This window comes from Pedobacter vanadiisoli (assembly GCF_042684385.1).
In the GTDB taxonomy this organism is placed as follows: domain Bacteria; phylum Bacteroidota; class Bacteroidia; order Sphingobacteriales; family Sphingobacteriaceae; genus Pedobacter; species Pedobacter vanadiisoli.
The window spans coordinates 276,308-293,720 of record NZ_JBHULL010000009.1; the positions used below are offsets into that span (position 1 = coordinate 276,308).

Below are 17,413 nucleotides of genomic sequence, written 5' to 3' on the forward strand. Positions count from 1 at the left end.
TAAATTGTAATAACTTTTTGTAGTAGTGAACTTATAATTTTTAATCTCGATTAAAGAGCTTAACTTTAAACAATACCTGTTGGTTCATTAATTATTTTAACCTTTAATGCTGCACTTATGTTAGAAAATTTAAATGAAATGGTGCGTGAAAACGTACAGGAAAGTGTTGTTAACAACGCTGCTATTCCGAACGAGCATAATGAAGCCGTTATACAGGCTGCTTCCGGATCTATTTTCGATAGTCTGAAGGACCAATTATCGTCAGGTAATATTGGTGCTTTAACTGATATCTTTAATGGAAATAAAGCAGAAGGCACCCAGGTTGCTGAGCAGGCCTCTGGAAGTTTTATCGATAAATTAAGTGGGCTGGGGATAAACGCTGATACGGCAAAATCTTTGGCGTCGAGCATCATCCCTGGGCTTATTGCCAAATTTACCCAAAAAACAAATGATCCTAACGACAGTTCTTTTAATATTAAGGATGTTTTAGGGAGTTTGGGCGGCGATGACGGTAAGTTTGATATGAGTGATGTAATCGGGATGTTCAATGGCGGTGGGCAATCACAACAAGGTGGTCAGGCTGGTGAAGGTGGGATTATGGATAAGTTGAAGGGGATGTTTGGGTAAAATTCACGCTGCCTGACATTCTACCGGTCACGAATTGGTAGTTGGTATAGTGATTATCGCGCAGTTCGAGTTTCAATTCCATCTCTCCGCAAAATTGTTTAGCTTAGGGCACCTAAACTAAACAATTTATTTATGAAGAAAATATTTCTGATCGGTTTTTCACTCATGGGATTAAATGCCTTTGCCCAAAAATCAGATTTAAGACCATTGGTTTCGAAAAAAGCAGACGCCATTGAGCAAAAAGTAATCGCCTGGCGACGCGACTTTCATGAACATCCTGAACTGGGCAATACCGAAACAAGAACAGCAGGTATTATTGCAAAACACCTCGAGGCATTAGGAATAAAAGTAACTACAGGTGTGGCTAAAACGGGTGTGGTAGGGGTTTTGAAGGGGGGTAAACCTGGTCCGGTTGTGGCACTACGTGCCGATATGGATGGACTGCCCGTGGTTGAAAGGGTTGATGTTCCATTTGCCTCAAAAGTGAAAACGCAATATAATGGACAAGAAGTGGGGGTAATGCATGCCTGCGGGCACGACAGCCATGTGGCCATTTTGATGGGTGTAGCTGAGGTACTGGCCTCGATGCAAAAAGATATTCAGGGAACAGTAAAATTCATATTTCAACCGGCAGAAGAAGGCGTTTCTCCAGGAGATGAGGGTGGTGCCGCACTAATGATTAAGGAGGGGGTACTGGAAAATCCTAAGGTTGATGTGATTTTCGGGTTGCATATTAATTCTCAAACAGAGGTTGGCGAGGTAACATATCGCCCGGGTGGAACTATGGCCGCAGTAAACGATATGAAAATTACCGTTACCGGCCGACAGGCACATGGTGCTTATCCATGGAGCAGCATTGATCCGGTGGTTATTTCTTCGCAGATTATCAATAACCTGCAAACCATTGTAAGCCGGAACTTAAATGTAACTGAAAACCCTGGTGTGGTTACCATAGGGGCTATTAATGGAGGAGTACGATCCAATATTATCCCCGAAAAGGTGGAGATGTTGGGTACCGTACGTAATTTCAGCAAAGAAGATGAAGCCATGTTTATTGAGCGTATCAAAACCATCGCCACCAAAACAGCCGAAGCTGGCGGTGCAACTGCCGAAGTTAAAATTCCTTACAGCAATCATTATCCTGTTACCTTTAATAACATCGCGTTAACCGAAAAGATGCTGCCCAGTATGCAATCTACAGCTGGTAAGGAGCATGTTAAGCTGAAGCCACCTGTTACCGGGGCAGAAGATTTCTCTTTCTTCCAGGAAAAAGTGCCAGGCTTATTCGTGTTTTTGGGAGGAATGCCAAAAGGTAAAGATCCTTTAAAAGCGCCATCGCACCATACACCAGATTTTTACCTTGATGAGAGCGGGTTTGTTTTAGGCGTTAAATTGTTGTCCAACCTTACTTTGGATTATATGGCGATGAAGAAATAGCTTTATTCGTTCATTGGGTTAACCGGTTAATTGTTCTATGGAGATAATTGTTCATTGCAGGATGGTTAACTGCAATTTGCCAGTTGTAAACTGTAAATTGCTTTCGGCCATGCGCTATGCTCAATGCGATTTCCTATATTTGTTGCATGACCAAAGAACAAATTCAGGATTTAAGGGACAGGGTAGCGTCGCTGAGGAGGTATCTTTGACGTTGATGAGCTACTTTACGCCATCCGCGAAGAAGAAAAATTAACAATGGCGCCCGATTTCTGGGACGATCCAAAAAAAGCAGAAAAAATTCTAGCTGAAATCAGTGCAAAGAAAAAGTGGACAGATGGCTTCAACAAAACACATAATGCGGTTGAGGATGCAGTTGTGATGTTTGATTTTTTCCAATCCGGAGATGCTTCGGAAGCAGAAATGAAAGACCAGTTCGAGATCGCTAAAGTTGCGGTAGAAGAGCTTGAACTTAAAAATATGCTCCGGAACAAGGAAGACCAACTTCCGGCCGTACTGCAGATTACCGCTGGTGCAGGTGGAACGGAAAGCTGCGACTGGGCCTACATGCTGATGCGGATGTACCTGATGTGGGGCGAAAAAAACGGCTACAAAATTACCGAGCAAGATAGCCAGGAAGGGGAGATTGCGGGTATAAAATCAGTAACTCTCCAGTTTGATGGTGATTTTGCTTATGGTTACCTTAAAGGCGAAAACGGAGTACACCGTTTGGTACGGATTTCTCCATTCGATTCAAATGCCCGCAGGCACACCTCTTTTGCCTCAGTGTATGTTTATCCCCTGGTAGACGATACGATAGAGATCGATATTAATCCGGCCGATATAGAATTCGAAACCTTTAGGGCTGGTGGTGCCGGTGGACAAAATGTAAACAAGGTAGAAACAGCTGTGCGCTTATATCACAAGCCTTCAGGTATTATTATTAAAAACCAGGAGTCGAGATCCCAGCTGCAGAATAAAGAGAATGCCATCCGATTATTAAAATCACAGTTATACGAAATTGAGGAACGCAAGCGCAACGAAGCAACTGCGCTGATAGAAGGGTCGAAAAAGAAAATAGAGTGGGGCTCGCAAATCAGAAGTTATGTACTGGACGACAGGCGGGTTAAAGATCACCGTACAAATTATCAGACTTCTAACCCTGATGCGGTTTTAAACGGAGATATCAACGACTTTTTAAAGGCATATTTAATGGAGTTTTAAATTAGTGAATTAATACAACGATTTTAAAATAATTCATATAGGGCTGATTCATATATTATGAATATAAACATTGAAGATCATAATGTTAAGCAAAGTATGCTTGAAGCAAATCAGCTTATTTGGCGTGTATACGGAAAGAAGCTTTTAGTTATTTCATTGATATTTTTTGTCTTAGGCATTGCTTTTTATGTGTATTTCTATAATATGATTAAAAATACACCAATCACCCAAGAATTGGACAGAGAAATTGATCAGGAAATATTATTTATCTGTTGGTTGATATCCTTGATGTTTTTGATTAGGTTTTTCAGGGCTAAACGTAATTTTTTTACCGCGTTAAAGAATAATTTAAATCAGGCTTTTAATCATTCAAACTACAGAAAGATTATTATTTCGGATGAGGGGGTTGAAGGGATAACAACATATTACAGGTCATTTGTCAAATGGGAGATCGTTACCGGTTTTAAAGTTTATGATAAATACATTAGTATTACTCATGCGTTGCGTCCCTCTCCATTTTTCATCCCCATTTATTTAATGGCTGAGGAAGAATATAAATCACTATTGTTTTATCTTAGATCTACTAAAAAAGAAACCAAATAGATATGAAATTTATTTTAAACCTGATTATTCTATCTTTTTTAACAATTAATTTGAAAGCACAAGAAGTAATTCCATTGTATACTGGCGACATTCCGGGCGCTAAGCCCACACCTGCTGATTATGTAGAAAATACCGAGGTGCGCCCAAATGGTACTTTAAGTGTTACCAAAGTATCAATACCAAGCATCACTGTTTTTGAAGCACCTAAAAACATTGCAACCGGAACAGCTGTAATAATCTGTCCGGGCGGAGGTTATCACTCGCTTGCCTTTAGTCACGAAGGAACTGATGTGGCCAAAAGATTTAATTCCATTGGCATAACGGCTTTCGTATTAAAGTACCGCTTGCCTAGCGACGTCATTATGGTAGATAAAACCTACGGCCCTTTACAAGATGCACAGCAGGCTATTTATCTGATCAGGAAGAATGCTAAAAAGTATGGCATTAAAGCCAATAAAATCGGGATTATGGGTTTCTCTGCGGGGGGGCATTTCGCATCAACTTTAATTGCGCATTATAACGATTTAAAGATTACCAACCCTGAAAAAATAAACTTAAGGCCAGACTTCGGCGCATTAATTTATCCCGTTATCAGTTTTGAAGAATCTGTGCATACGGGTACGATGAAAAATTTATTGGGGCCAAATCCGCCCGAAAACCTTAAACACTATTTTTCTGCCAATAAAAATGTAAACAAAAAAACGCCCCCAGTTTTCTTTGTGCATGCTAAAGATGATAAGGTTGTGCCTTATGAAAACAGCGTATTGATGAACGAAGCACTAAAGCAGAATAAAGTAGATACGGAGATTTACCTGTACGAAAAGGGCGGCCATGGTTTTGGCCTGGTAAACAAAACTTCGGACGTAGATTGGTTTAACTTATTGGTTGCCTGGATGAAAAAAGAAAAGTTTTAATATCTTTGCCGATATTTTAACCTCTTAACCAGAAATTTTAATGCAAAAAACAATTAAATGTGCAATAGTAGCCCTGGTAGCTGTTATTGCAATAGCGGGCTGTAAAAAAGAAATTAATTGGAATGCCAAGCTCGACCCTAATGGAAATGGTTGTAAGCTCACGAGCTTAAAGACTAATTTCGATACATTGGATGAAATTACAATCAGCTATAAATATGATGCTTCTGGTAAGTTAGTGAGTGCAACCAGCGATAATGAAACGATGGTTTATACCTACTCCGATACCAAAATTACGGGTACGCTCCCAAGTGGTGAAAAAACAGAACTTACCCTGTCGAACGGAAGGGCAGTATCCAGTTATTTATCTGACTTTTTTCCGGGTGTAAGCGCAACAAGGACTTATACTTATAATGCTGATGGTTATGTAACAGTAATTAAAAGCTATTTAATGAACGGACTGAATTCTACTGCCGAACTTAGCTATACAGATGGTAATTTAAAACAGATCAAAGTAACCTATGCCGAAGATGGAAGTGTAGAAACAACGAATTATGAATATTCTAGCGAGATTGCGGTAAATGCTTGCCAGATGGTTGATCCAATTTCTACTATAGTGGATTACATCCCTGGTAATTATTTTGGAAAAACATCCAAAAACGTACTTAAAAAGTCAGTTACAGTTTCGAGCGACTTGATTAATGTAGAAACAGAGGAATATTCTTATGTTTTTGATGCTAAAGGCAATGCAACTTCGATTGTGATTAAAAGCCACATTAATAACGGTGGAAGTGCAAACGATATAACTACAACTACTTTGAGTTTAACTTATAACTGTAAATAGCATTTAAAACACTATTAAAGCCTGATCACAATTTTGTGGTCAGGCTTTTGCTTTATATAGCATTATTGTTTTTTCTGGAAACGAATTATAACTCCCATTTTACCACTCTATTTTTACGATTTAACCCCTTATTTTTTGGTATTGGTATGTATAAATTTGCTTACAAGCATGTCGGTTTTAACTTTGATGTGCTACAAGTGATCTAACCAAATTATCTAATTAAATTCAAGCTGATTTACGGTTTTTTGATGGTAAATGTAGTTTGTATTTCGGGTTTATATGAGGTTAAGATCAGGCGTAAAGCTTTTACAATTAACCAAATATTTACCTAAAATCAAAAAAAATGAGAAAAGAAACAATGAAATGGTGTCTGCTATGGGTATGCCTGTTTACCGGACTTTTATCTTGTAAGAAAGATAAAACTGAAGTTAAAGCAGAAAAAGCTGAAGTTAAAGCCTGGGAAACATTGATCGATGGAAATTCATTGACCAGTTATGCTAATTTCGAAGCACAGTGGAATTATAATTATCCCTGGGGCACCGATCATAACGGTTCTGCCCGTATGGTAGGAAGTACCACAAACCATAACCAGCTTTCATTAAGCGGAGGAGTATTAACCATTAAAGCTACACGCCTTGCTTCTTCACCCGGAAACAGTACAGCCAACGGTTTTACTAACGTGGCCATATGGTATAACTCGGGTGCCTGTTATGCCAAACAGCAGGTTTTAATTAACGATCAGTTTCCGAGTTATACGATTTCTGGTGATTTTGCCGTACCAACCAATAAAGGTACCTGGCCGGCTTTTTGGATCACCGGGGTTAATTCGTGGCCACCGGAAAGCGATATTATGGAGTTTAAAGGCAATAATACCAACTGGCAGAATACTTACGATGGTGGCTGGGAAAATAAACTCACAACAGTTTCTAACGCAGGCTCGTACCATAATTACAAATGCTGGTACAATAAAGTAAGTGCAACCGATGTAGATTGCCATTACTATATTGATAACGTTTGGGTAGCAAAACATACCATGAGTAATTCTGTAAATAAACCGATGTGGCTTATCATCAATATGCAAATGGAAGGCGATAGCGGTTCTCCTGGTCCGTCTGGCGATACTTTTTATACTGGTAAAAATGTTTATATGGGCAGGGAAAGAGCTTTTTAATCCGTAAAATTAACATGCATTGGGGGAGGTAACCGTAAGTTACCTCCTTTCTGAGGGAAAATAGAATATGAAAAAATGCCTGACTGTTTCTGCTGCGATGTTGCTCTTTATTTTACTGGTTCAATGTAAAAAAGATGAAATGGCTTTGCCAGATCAGGATATTGATTTGGTGGTGATCGCTAAAATTAATGAATTAAGACAGCATGGATGTAATTGTGGTACGAGCTACATGCCCCCGGTACCCAATTTATCACAAAATAAACAATTACAGGGCGCCGCACAGGCACATGCTCAAGATATGGCACAGCGAAACTATTTTGATCATTTATCGCCAGAGGGCGGTACACCAGAAGAAAGAGCTTTAAATGCAGGTTACACCGGCGATTTTAAAGCTGAAAATCTTGCCAGGGGATACAGCCAGGTTGATCAGGTTATTGCGGCCTGGAAAAGTAGCGTAAGCCACTGCAAAGCAATGATGGATGCTAAAAGTAAAGAAGCGGGCGTAGGTACAACGCGCAATTACTGGGTAGTAACCTTTGGCAGTTCTTTATAATTCTTTTATGGTTTTATCGATTACATTCAACAAACCATCTGTATAGGCATCATCGGTAAGCTCCCAGAACATAATGCCATTTAGTTTTTGATCAATCACATATTTGGTTTTCAATGATATTGATTTAGGATCATCAAACGTGGCGATGCGTTTAGTTTGTGGATTATAATAGTATGGGGCCTGGGCAGTTTCGTCCCAATAATAATTGTAACCGTTTAAGCTCGAAAACTCTTTTTTGAAATTTTTGAAAGAAACCCCACTAATAAATTTTGTCGGCTGATATAAACCCTGGTTCGCATCGGTGCTGTTTTCAAAAACGCGGGCATAGAAAGCAGCTCCTAAGGCTATTTTTTGTGCCGGAACGCCCAGTTTTATTAAGGTTTTTACGCCATAATCTCCCGATAAATCTTGTTCAGCAGTGGCGTATAAAGGCGAATGATGACCACTTTTAACGGCGTAGCCGCTAACCAGATCGTAACTCATTAAATTTACCCTGTTTACAAGAGGCATTACTTTGTCCCATTCAAAACAGGAATCGATACAGTTTTTTGTTCCGCCTGCTGCGAAGCTGATCTCCATTTTTTTGCCGAGTTTCTTCCGCAATTCTTTAATCAATAAAGTAAAATTATGCTTGTCTTCCGGTGTGTACCTATGTCCGGGATAGCCTAAAACAGCAGGGTATTCCCAATCGATATCAATTCCGTCGGCATGGAAAAAATCAAGGATTTCTTTAGTAGTTTTAGCAAAGGTTTTCCGTCCGTTGGCCCTGCTAAAAACTTCAGAACAAGGTGCGCAGCCACTCCAGCCGCCCAGCGCGATCATCACTTTTAAAGCAGGGTTGCGCTGTTTTAAAGCAACCATTCTGGTAATCAAAGCCGAATCCTTAGCCGATCTGATGTTTAAACTATCGCCCTTTACATGTCCGAAACTATAAATTAAATGACTCAGCTTTTCTATCGGAAAACTATCGATCACTGAATTCTGTCCTGTGTAATAGGCAATAACATTGGGTTTAACTGTTTTTTGAGCTTTTAATTGGATACTCAAAAATGATAACGAGATGATGGCTGTAATGCGGAACAGTACAGTAAGTTTTCTTTTATGCATAGGCTTTGGGATACACTACTTTTCGGCAATAATATCCTGTAGTTCATTTAGTTCGGCAACCTTATCAGTAGCCCCCGCATTTTCGTAAGCAGAAATCAGGTTTCTGATTACCCGACGGATAATATCAGTGTTGCTGCAAGGCCTGTAATATTCTGGCAAGGCTTCTAAATTAAGCTGACGTAAAAACTGGTCTACATCATGTTTGCCGAAAATATTGCCACGGTTAAAGGCATTGATATAAAAAAGAACGCCATATTCAGTTCCTTGCTGTTTACTGTCATCAATATAGCCCAAAATAAAGTGCTGCGGCAGGTTAATTCCGTATATCGGTAAATCAAGCTTCTGTGCCAAGGTAGAATAAATAATGGCCAGCGAAATCTGGTTGCCTTTTTTACTTTCCAATACCTGGTTTAAATAAGAATTTTGAGGGTCGTGGTGGTTTTTGGTATTTCCCCCAAAGCCATATTGCTGATAAAGCACATGGTTAATGAGCTTCACTTTTTCAACTGAGCTCATTTCATATTGCAGGCCTAACCAAATATCGCGTTTAATCTCTTCGATCTGGTTAATTACTTTTTGTTCGTCTAAATCAGGATACTGATAACGGTTAATAATGAGGGCACCTTGCAATAAATCAAAAGCACCGCTTAAATACCATAAATTTAAATCTTCTTTAACCGTTTTAAACTGAATCTGGTGCACAATGTTCTCAATACGCTCTTGTAAAAGCCCGTCAAAAGATTGTTCCCATGCATTTTCTAAAAAATGTACTACCTCACCGCCATATTCAAGCAGTTTTTTCTCTACATGATGGAATACTTCCTCGTCTGGATCATCCAAAAGTTTTACTAAAGCACTTATCTCAGCGTTATTTTCCATAAAACATACCTACGTTTGCAGTGTTTAATTACTTTTGCAATATTATGCTATTTCAATTTATTACAGATTATCTTAAACACCGTTTAACAGCAAAAAGCCGACATGGAACACACTCCCCATTTGTGTACAAGTTAGCTGATGAGGTAATTTACGATTTTACCGACAAATCTGAATACAAAAATATAGAAGAACAGCGAAAAAAACTTTTTAATGACGATTCGGTAATCACCGTTACCGATCTTGGAGCAGGCTCCCATCTGAATAAAAACCGTACAAAAAAAGTAAGCCAGATTGCAAAAAATGCATTGAAAAGTCCACGTCTGGCTAAGTTGATTTATCGTTTGGCAAAAAACGCCCGGCCTAAAAGTGCAATAGAATTGGGTACTTGTTTAGGGATTACTACAGCTTATCTTGCCAAAACGGATCCGCAAACAGAGATCATTACCATAGAAGGTTGTCCGCAGACGGCTGAAGTGGCAAAAAAGAATTTTCAGGAGTTAAATCTTAACAATATCGAGCTTCATGTAGGTAATTTTGATGTGATTTTGCCCGATATTATTGCCAGACAGCCCGGTTTGGACTTTGTTTACATTGATGGAAACCACCGTAAAGATGCTACCCTGAATTATTTTAAATGGTGCCTGCCAAAAGTTAATGAAAATTCGCTGCTGATTTTTGACGATATTTATTGGAGCGAGGGAATGAAAGAAGCCTGGGCAGAAATTAAAAACCACCCCGATGTTACCGTAACGGTTGACCTGTTCTGGATCGGCCTGGTTTATTTTAAAAAGGGGCAGGCAAAAGAACACTTTAAGCTTAAATTTTAAAAACATGAACATTGAACCGAAATTAGAGGGTATCCAAAAAAGATCAGCATTATTTATTTTGCTAACCAGCCTATTTTCGGGAATTGCAGTTTACCTGGTTTCGTTTTTTATTGAAATGAGTGTGCTTGCCCATGTTATGTTTGGTTGGGATGGATTCTGTTTGGTTCTGATCAGTTTGCATTGGTACATGTTTTTGCACACTTCTGTGGCCGAAACACATCTCAAAGCCAGGATGCAGGATGAAACCCGGGCAGAAATTTTTTCCATTGTGGTGATTTCGACCTTTGCAGGATTACTCGCAGTGGTTTTATTGTTGATCAATAAGGACATTAAACCGCTTGATATGATTGTAGCCATTGCCGGCATGTTTTTATCGTGGTTTTTGGTGCATACCACCTTTAGCATGCGTTATGCGCATCTTTATTATGGCGACGATCAGGATGGTAATACTGAAAAAAAAGGCTCAGGATTAGAATTTCCCGGCGATGAAGAGCCGGATTTTGTCGATTTTGCCTATTTTTCGTTTGTACTCGGTATGACTTTCCAGGTTTCTGATGTGGAAATTTCAGACCGGAAAATCAGGAGGCTTTCCCTTTTACACAGTTTAATTGCATTTATCTTTAATACAGTAATTGTAGCGCTAACCATTAATGCCATTGCAGGTTTAAGTAATTAGGCAAATCACTTTTTAATTTCTTCAGTTCGACCGAAGTGCAACGGAGTGGGGAGATCTATCAAACTTTATTATGTCGTATTTTGACCACTTCAGTCACCTTGGGGCATCTAAGCAACAACCTAAGCGATCATGCTGAGGCACGCAGCATCTGTATTCTATTGAGCGCTATATTATATCAGTTTTAGGAAAATGAACGTTTCTGTTCTTTTGGCGGACTTCAGTCCCTCTTTCCCTTCTGCTGATTGAAGAAATTTGCATTCGTCCAATCGGGTTTATTTACAACGGTTAAATGCTTTTGGCTCCATGCCAGGAGCAAGCCATTCGATCATAACCTGACAGCAGCGAGCACGAAGTGTAACGGAGTAAAGCGAATGGCAGGGCTGCATTGGCCAAGAACCACAGACCATTTGTTTTCAAATAAACAAGAAAATTAATTTTATTTATTTGAATATCAGTATTTTATTCTTTAAAACTGATTTTTCAGTAATATAACTTATTTTATAGTTGTAAAACTGAAAAATAAGTTATAGATTTGGTTATGGAAGAATTAACCAAGACAGAAGAGCGCATTATGCAGGTTTTATGGAAACTGCAAAAGGCATTTGTAAAAGACATTATAGAAGAGTTGGATGAAGAGCCTAAGCCGCCCTATAATACCATTTCATCAATTGTCAGGCTTTTAGAGAAGAAAGGTTATGTTAATTACAAGGCTTATGGAAAAACATACGAGTATTTTCCGGCCATTAGCAAAGATGAATATGCCAAAACTACTTTCTCTAAATTGTTTTCGGGTTATTTTGATAACTCTCCGAGCAGTCTTCTATCCTTTATGGTAAAAGAAGAAAAGTTAAGTGAAAAGGATATAGAAGAAATTAAAAAGATCATTAACCAAAACTCAAAACCATGATTTTAATCTATTTGTTAAAGGTTTCGGCCTGTACACTTCTATTCTTTGCGGTTTACCGGTTATTGTTGGCCAGGCTTACTTTTTTTAACCTTAACCGCGCTTATTTATTGTTGATGCTGATTGTGAGTTTTGGCATTCCGGCCATTACCCTCGAAAACCGGCATGAAGTGATGGTCGCCAGCGAAGAAACCTCATCAAAAATTGCCTATAATAACGATGGTTTTACAGAGCAGGACAACGAAAGTGTGGTAAAATCAGTTAATGATAATATAAAGTGGAATCAGCTACTGATATATGGTTATTACACTATCCTGGCAATCCTTGTTTTCAGGATCTTGTTTATGATGGTTCGTATCCAGGTTCAATTACGCAAACATGCGATAGGTAAAGATGGCGCTATTATTTTGGTGGATAAGGAATCGACGATAAAAAACTGCTCTTTTTTTAACCAGATTATAGTTGATGCTTCCTTGCCGGATGATGAAAAGCATTTGGTTATCCGGCACGAATATATACATGTGCAGCAATGGCATGTGGTTGATAAGCTGCTGGCTAACCTGATAACCGTTGTTCTTTGGTTTAATCCTGTCATTTATTTCTGGCGCAATGCGATTGATCATAACCATGAATTTTTAGCCGATCGTGGAAGCGTCCGGTTTGCAGATAAAAAAATATATGCTTCACTGCTGTTAAACCTGGCGATGCCTGCTAAAAATTTAGTGGTGAATAGTTTCAGCAAACTTCCGTTAAAAAACAGGATTACGATGTTGTACAAAGAAGAAAATGTAAAGCTTCAAAAGCTGGCTTACCTGGCCGTTATGCCAGTTTTAATAACTTGCTGTATGGCCTTCGTAACCCGCAAAGAAATTATTGTAGCAAAAGCTGCAAGCGGAAACCTGGCCGCTGTAGACGCACCTCAAGGGCCAAACGTTTATGCCATGAGGTATTTAAATGGCAATATTAAAGTTGATCCGAATGCGCAACCTGCTTTAAAAGAGGTAGCTCCTGTGCTGGTTATTGATGCCGGTCACGGGGGTAAAGATGGTGCGGTAGCTGGCCTTGATGGGCAAAAGGAAAAAGACCTGAACCTGCGAGCGGTAAATATACTGAAAGAAGAGGCCGCAAAAAGAGGCATTAAGGTTATACTCACCAGAAATTCTGACCAGTTTATCTCACTTCGCGACCGATTGCCAAAACAGGAAGCCACAGCATTTATTTCTATCCACCATAATGCTGCACGTGCAGACGCCTCAGCCCCTTTTGGCGGAATTGAAGTTTATGTTTCTAAACTAAATGGCAATATTAAAGCTGCCGAAGATCTTGGAGCAGGCATTTTAAGCAAGCTGAAACAATTGAATGGTTTGGCGGTAAAAGATTCTTTAAAAGATGCGAACCTGCTCTTGCTCAGAGAATCGAAAGTACCTGCGATTTTAATTGAAATGGGAAATATTTCGGATCAGAAAACACTCGATTACATCAACCAGGAACAAAATATCCGTAAGATCAGTAACCTGATTTTAGACGGCTTTGTACAGTTCTCAAAACGTGGATGCTAAATAATTAAAATGATGGAATGGTTAATCTACCTGCTTAAAGTTACCGTTTGCACGGTATTGTTTTTCGGCTTTTACCTGTTGTTTTTAAGAAAACTCACGTTCTTTAAAATCAATCGCTTTTACCTGTTGGGTACCTTATTGCTGAGTTTTATTATCCCTGTTGTGCAATTTGAAATTAAACGCGAAACAGTAGTAACAGAGATCCAAAATTCGGTCAATGTAGGTGAAATAAAGCCATTTAATTCTGTTCAGCCTATCTTACCTGAGTATGATGGTCAGGCAAAACCCGAGATAAACTGGTCGGAGCAGATTTATGGAGCTTATGTTGCAGTAGCTTCACTTTTATTACTGATCTGTTTATGGCGATTGTTCAATTTACTAAAATATACAGGCAAATACACTAAAAATGGCAGTGGATTAAAACTCATTTCCAAATCGGTTGGTTTTACCAATTGTTCCTTTTTTAATTATGTTTTCATCAATGAGTATAATATAAGTCAGTCGGATATGGCCGTTTTGCTTAAACATGAAGAAGTACATGCCAGGCAATTCCACTCTGCTGATAAAATGATGCTGATGATTTTTAAATCCATTTTATGGTTTAATCCCGTTATTTACCTGTACGATAAGGTTTTGGAACAGGTGCATGAATATGAGGCTGATGAAATAACCTCGAACGGTTTCGGAAATCAGGCTTATGCCAATCTATTATTGAAACTGGCCATCAGCAAAAGTGATATGCCCCTGATCCACAATTTTGTAAAAAATCCGGTTAAAGAACGTATTAAAATGCTGTTTCACTCAAAATCTAAAAACATGAAGAAATTAATGTACCTGTTGGCACTGCCAGTAGTGGCAGGGTTGTTCTGGTTATTTGCTGTGCAGGTGGTATATGCCAATAAACTGGCTGGTTTAAAACATGGTGGCTTATTGGTGCAAGAAGGAAAGATATTATTTACCGATATCAACAGCATCAGAAACATTCCTGGCGAAACCCTATCTTCAGGAAAAATTGATAAGACTACTTCTGCTTTATATAAGACTGCACAGGTTAAATCTAATAAAGAAGTGCTAACAGATACAGTTAAACCTAAGCCCGTTAAGCCTAGAATCATTTCATATCGTAAATTGAGGGGCGATGTAAAGACTAAAACTTATTATATAGAGAACGCTGTTATAGATATTGTCAACTGTAGATTGGAAGCGGGATATGTAGAATTTGACCAGGCCAATAATAAAATACTTGCCAGGAATGCCACTCTTAAAACGCTCGATAGGAAAAGTACAATAAAATCAGCCTTATTTACCTTCGACTTGAATAGCGGAACCTATAGTGCTGAAAATAATGAAGCTAAAACAGGAGGGAATATACATGATGCTGAGCGTAAGAAGGATCTTTTAATAAAGTTAAATGACAAAGTAGATTATGCTGCCAAAGATTCGGTTAAAATAAGCCGGGATAAATTAATTGTATCTCTATTCGGAAATGCAATGTTATCTTATAACGAGGTAAAGTTATCGGGGTCTAAAATTGTTTATAACAAAAAGGATAATAGGGTGCTTGTGAACGATGCAACCATGACTTCAGGTGATACTAAAATAAAAGCAGATAGTTTGGTTTTTGATATAAAAACAAAAAAGACCAAATTATTCGGAGCCGATTTTAATCACTAGATGCTGAGGTATATTTTCTTCTTCATTACGGTTTTTTCTGGTTTTTCTTCCCAGGCACAGCTTAATCTTTCGGGCAAGGTAGCGGATGAGGCGTTTAAAGCTTTACCGTTTGTTACAGTTAAAATTTCTGGAGCTCAGAATAAAGTATTTTATACCCAAACCGATAGTTTAGGTATATACCAATTTAAATTACCAGCAGGGAAATATTCGGTTGTTTTTTCTGCAGTCAATTTTAAAAGTCTTGGCCGTTTGATTACAATAACGGCCGATACGATCATTAAGGTTCAACTGCAAAGAAGTGCGGATACGCTTGCCGATGTTCAGGTTAGTGCTAAAAAAGCATTGATGGAGAAAAAGATCGACAAGACAGTTTTTAATGCAGAAAATAGTATCTCTGCAATTGGAACAGATGCCTTAGAGTTACTTTCGAAAGTTCCTGGCGTACGCATTTTGAACGATAAGGTTTTGCTGGTAGGCAAGGGAGGGGTTAACGTGATGATCAATGATAAACTGGTGCCTTTATCGGCAGATGATCTATCGAATTATTTAAAATCCATCCCTTCAGCTAATATTGCTAAAATTGAAATCATTACCAACCCTCCTGCTAAATTTGATGCACAGGGAAATAACGGGCTGATTAATATTGTGCTTAAGAAAGTTAATGCCGAAGGTTTTAAAGGTTCTGTTAATGCGGCTTTGACTAAAGCAAGCTATTTTACCGGATCTGCCGGCGGGAATTTAAATTACCGGAAAAACAAGATTACACTTTATGCTAATTTTAATATCAGAAAGGGGTCTATTGTTCCTTTTGAGCAAAGTGACGTTTTTTATCATACACAAACCTGGAATATTGTAAATAAAGACCGCAATTTCAGGATGGTACCCGGCGGACAGGTAGGAATTGATTACCAGGCTTCCAAAAATACCTTATTGGGTTTATCGTATAATGGAGGATTAACCGATTTCCATTCTGAAGAGAATATCAGAACAAAGGTTTACAACCAAAGCAAGGGCTTAGATTCGATGCTGAATTCTGATGCAAATGCTAAAATTAAGTCTCATTACCATTCGGCGAATATTTATTTAAAACAAGCCTTGGATTCGGTAGGTAAACAGCTCACCGTTAATGGCGATTGGTTTACCTACAGGGATGATAAAAACAGGTTTTTTAATAATACCAGTTATTTTCAAAATGGAATGGAAATTCCGCATTCCTTTGCCGAATACCTGTCGACAAGTAAACAAAATATTGATTTATATACTTTGAAAGCTGATGTAGATCTTCCTTATAAAAGCTTTAAATTATCTTTCGGTGCAAAGCTGAGTTTTATTAAAAACCAAAGCGATCTTGCCTTTTATAAGTCGCGAAACAGTAATTATGAAATAGATCCACAACAGAGCAATTTGTTCAAATACGATGAAAATACCCAGGCATTATATATAAATTTTAATAAAACGATTAAAAAATGGGATTTTCAGGGTGGATTAAGGGGAGAATATACACAGGTTGATGGAATATCAGTTAATGAACGGAATAAAAATGACTATTTACGCTTTTTTCCGACGATTTACGTAGTTTACAGGGCAAATGATAAAAACACTTTTTCGCTAAATTATGGCCGCCGTATTAACCGGCCCCCTTACCGTAAACTTAACCCTTTCCGCTGGTATAGTAACCAGTATGCTTATGCCGAAGGCAATCCTTTTTTGCAGCCTTCTTATAACGACAACATCGAATTTTCCCATACCTATAATATATTTACTACTTCTTTATCTTTTACAAAAACCTCAAATGGTTTTAATGATGTTAATTTTACTGATCAGGCGACTAATATTCAGGCTTCCAGACCGGTTAATTTTATAACCGGCTACCACTATCAATTGAGTCATACCATTGGTTTTAATGTTATAAAAGGATGGGAAAGTAACAGCCAGCTAGATTTTTTTTACAATGTAGCTCGTTCCGGTATTGCCCAGACCCTGGGGAATTTAAACGGATTTGGCGTCTACTTTTCTACACTGAACCAGTTTGTTTTTAATTCTTCGAAAACCATTTTAGGCGAAATAAGCCTGTGGTATCAGCTCCCTACTGTTGACGGATTGAGCCAAAATAAAAGTCAATACAACCTCGATGTGGGGATCAAAACTTTATTGCTTAATAAAAAGATACAATTGGCCTTTACAGCGGCTGATGTTTTCAAAACAAACCGATACCGTTTTAGCAGTGTGATCAACAATATCAGGCAGGAATACCATAACTATTACGATAGCCGGCAGCTGCGGATTACGTTCAGGTATAATTTTGGGAATGAAAAAATTAAAACCCGCGATAGAAAATCGGGGAATGAGGAGGAGCGGGGAAGGAGTAACTAAGGATGGATGATGGAAAATGGGTGATGGAAGAGAAGTATTTGTTTTTC

At 38.5% G+C, this 17,413-nt stretch carries 16 protein-coding genes; 14 read left to right on the forward strand and 2 right to left on the reverse strand.

From position 1 onward, the window contains the following. Window positions 1-117: 117 nt before the first annotated feature. The 8 genes from ACFSR6_RS12400 (at window position 118) to ACFSR6_RS12435 (ending at window position 7,367) form a co-directional block, all read left to right on the forward strand. Complete coding sequence (locus ACFSR6_RS12400; RefSeq protein WP_379079284.1) at window positions 118-627, forward strand: hypothetical protein; 510 nt, start codon at window positions 118-120, stop codon at window positions 625-627. Window positions 628-759: 132 nt separating this feature from the next. Then, on the forward strand, window positions 760-2,064 hold the full coding sequence (locus ACFSR6_RS12405) for an amidohydrolase (RefSeq protein WP_379079286.1): 1,305 nt from the start codon (window positions 760-762) through the stop codon (window positions 2,062-2,064). A 146-nt stretch (window positions 2,065-2,210) separates the two neighbouring features. Next, window positions 2,211-3,285, forward strand: a protein-coding gene (gene prfB, locus ACFSR6_RS12410; protein ID WP_379079288.1) for a peptide chain release factor 2 whose coding sequence is annotated in 2 segments (ribosomal slippage) — window positions 2,211-2,270 and window positions 2,272-3,285 — 1,074 coding nt in all. Because the reading frame shifts where the segments join, the coding sequence is not laid out codon by codon here. Between the two features lie 57 nt (window positions 3,286-3,342). Further along, on the forward strand, window positions 3,343-3,888 hold the full coding sequence (locus ACFSR6_RS12415) for a hypothetical protein (protein WP_379079290.1): 546 nt from the start codon (window positions 3,343-3,345) through the stop codon (window positions 3,886-3,888). 2 nt (window positions 3,889-3,890) lie between these two features. After that, window positions 3,891-4,802: an alpha/beta hydrolase gene (locus ACFSR6_RS12420; protein WP_379079293.1), complete on the forward strand. Its 912-nt coding sequence runs from the start codon at window positions 3,891-3,893 to the stop codon at window positions 4,800-4,802. A gap of 40 nt (window positions 4,803-4,842) precedes the next feature. Further along, entirely contained in the window at window positions 4,843-5,643 is an 801-nt protein-coding gene (locus tag ACFSR6_RS12425) for a hypothetical protein (protein ID WP_379079296.1), read from the forward strand. A 343-nt stretch (window positions 5,644-5,986) separates the two neighbouring features. Further along, window positions 5,987-6,814, forward strand: coding sequence for a glycoside hydrolase family 16 protein (locus ACFSR6_RS12430; protein WP_379079299.1), 828 nt, complete (start codon window positions 5,987-5,989; stop codon window positions 6,812-6,814). 67 nt (window positions 6,815-6,881) lie between these two features. Continuing rightward, the gene (locus ACFSR6_RS12435) at window positions 6,882-7,367 is read left to right on the forward strand and encodes a CAP domain-containing protein (protein ID WP_379079302.1); all 486 of its coding nucleotides are present in this window, start codon (window positions 6,882-6,884) and stop codon (window positions 7,365-7,367) included. Here the strand turns inward: ACFSR6_RS12435 and ACFSR6_RS12440 are convergent. Together ACFSR6_RS12440 and ACFSR6_RS12445 are read right to left on the reverse strand one after the other, a co-directional pair. Further along, on the reverse strand, window positions 7,362-8,474 hold the full coding sequence (locus ACFSR6_RS12440) for a glycoside hydrolase family 18 protein (protein WP_379079305.1): 1,113 nt from the start codon (window positions 8,472-8,474) through the stop codon (window positions 7,362-7,364). The genes ACFSR6_RS12435 and ACFSR6_RS12440 overlap by 6 nt on opposite strands. 15 nt (window positions 8,475-8,489) lie before the next feature. After that, window positions 8,490-9,353 (reverse strand): transglutaminase-like domain-containing protein, encoded by an 864-nt coding sequence (locus ACFSR6_RS12445; RefSeq protein ID WP_379079308.1) that lies wholly within the window; start codon window positions 9,351-9,353, stop codon window positions 8,490-8,492. Window positions 9,354-9,397: 44 nt separating this feature from the next. Between ACFSR6_RS12445 and ACFSR6_RS12450 the strand changes: the two genes are divergently transcribed. The 6 genes from ACFSR6_RS12450 to ACFSR6_RS12475 all read left to right on the forward strand — a co-directional run bounded on the left by ACFSR6_RS12450 (window position 9,398) and on the right by ACFSR6_RS12475 (window position 17,366). Then, window positions 9,398-10,180 carry an O-methyltransferase gene (locus tag ACFSR6_RS12450; protein ID WP_379079311.1) on the forward strand — a complete coding sequence of 261 codons (783 nt, stop codon included), beginning with the start codon at window positions 9,398-9,400 and terminating at the stop codon, window positions 10,178-10,180. A gap of 4 nt (window positions 10,181-10,184) precedes the next feature. Further along, complete coding sequence (locus tag ACFSR6_RS12455) at window positions 10,185-10,856, forward strand: DUF1345 domain-containing protein (protein ID WP_379079314.1); 672 nt, start codon at window positions 10,185-10,187, stop codon at window positions 10,854-10,856. Window positions 10,857-11,394: 538 nt separating this feature from the next. Further along, window positions 11,395-11,763: a BlaI/MecI/CopY family transcriptional regulator gene (locus ACFSR6_RS12460; RefSeq protein WP_379079317.1), complete on the forward strand. Its 369-nt coding sequence runs from the start codon at window positions 11,395-11,397 to the stop codon at window positions 11,761-11,763. After that, window positions 11,760-13,319 carry an N-acetylmuramoyl-L-alanine amidase gene (locus ACFSR6_RS12465; protein WP_379079320.1) on the forward strand — a complete coding sequence of 520 codons (1,560 nt, stop codon included), beginning with the start codon at window positions 11,760-11,762 and terminating at the stop codon, window positions 13,317-13,319. The genes ACFSR6_RS12460 and ACFSR6_RS12465 overlap by 4 nt, the downstream gene beginning before the upstream one ends. 9 nt (window positions 13,320-13,328) lie before the next feature. Continuing rightward, on the forward strand, window positions 13,329-14,993 hold the full coding sequence (locus ACFSR6_RS12470) for a M56 family metallopeptidase (protein ID WP_379079323.1): 1,665 nt from the start codon (window positions 13,329-13,331) through the stop codon (window positions 14,991-14,993). Next, complete coding sequence (locus tag ACFSR6_RS12475) at window positions 14,994-17,366, forward strand: TonB-dependent receptor domain-containing protein (RefSeq protein WP_379079326.1); 2,373 nt, start codon at window positions 14,994-14,996, stop codon at window positions 17,364-17,366. It abuts the gene before it with no gap. The last annotated feature ends 47 nt before the right edge of the window (window positions 17,367-17,413 follow it).